The organism is Dietzia sp. IBK-p2-15D (assembly GCF_057773105.1).
In genome coordinates this window covers 1-487 of the sequence record NZ_JBYMTK010000058.1, presented here as the reverse complement: position 1 = coordinate 487, position 487 = coordinate 1, and the positions used below count along the sequence as shown (strand labels likewise).

The 487-nt window shown below is 32.0% G+C and carries 2 protein-coding genes; both read right to left on the bottom strand.

Annotated elements, in window-relative coordinates:
• On the bottom strand, positions 1-194 hold a 194-nt coding region (locus tag AC3DEV_RS16845), incomplete at its 3' end, for a hypothetical protein (protein ID WP_488372843.1).
• A 55-nt stretch (positions 195-249) separates the two neighbouring features.
• On the bottom strand, positions 250-487 hold a 238-nt coding region (locus AC3DEV_RS16840), incomplete at its 5' end, for a phage major capsid protein (protein ID WP_488372842.1).

Genomic DNA, 487 nt, shown 5'->3' with positions numbered 1-487 from the left:
AAATAAAACCTATTTAAATCAGGAATACCTACATAATTTATTTTTTTAAAATTAATACCATCTAATAATAGTTTAATTTCAGGCGAACTAATATTTAAGTCAGATTTAAAATTAACATTTATTGTTGAAATTAAATCTAAATCTTTATTAATACTATTAGTTGATGATTTATTTAAATATAGATTAACAATCATAATAAACCCCTATAAAAAAGGCCAGCATTAAGCCAGCCTTTTATTTTAGTTCGGATTATTCACCAACAAAGAATACTACAAAGTTTTCGGCAAGGTCATTATAGTAACCCGCATCCATTTTGTAATAGTTGTTGTAAAACTCCGCTTTCGCGTTGTAGTTGGTAGTTACACGGCGGTCTAAATTGGCAACCCCTACCGCGTCACGGTCAAATACTACGCCAATAATAGCGGCGGTTTCTGGTACGCTAACAGTTTCACCGCTGGCAGTTTTAACGTCAATCTTACCAGTTGAT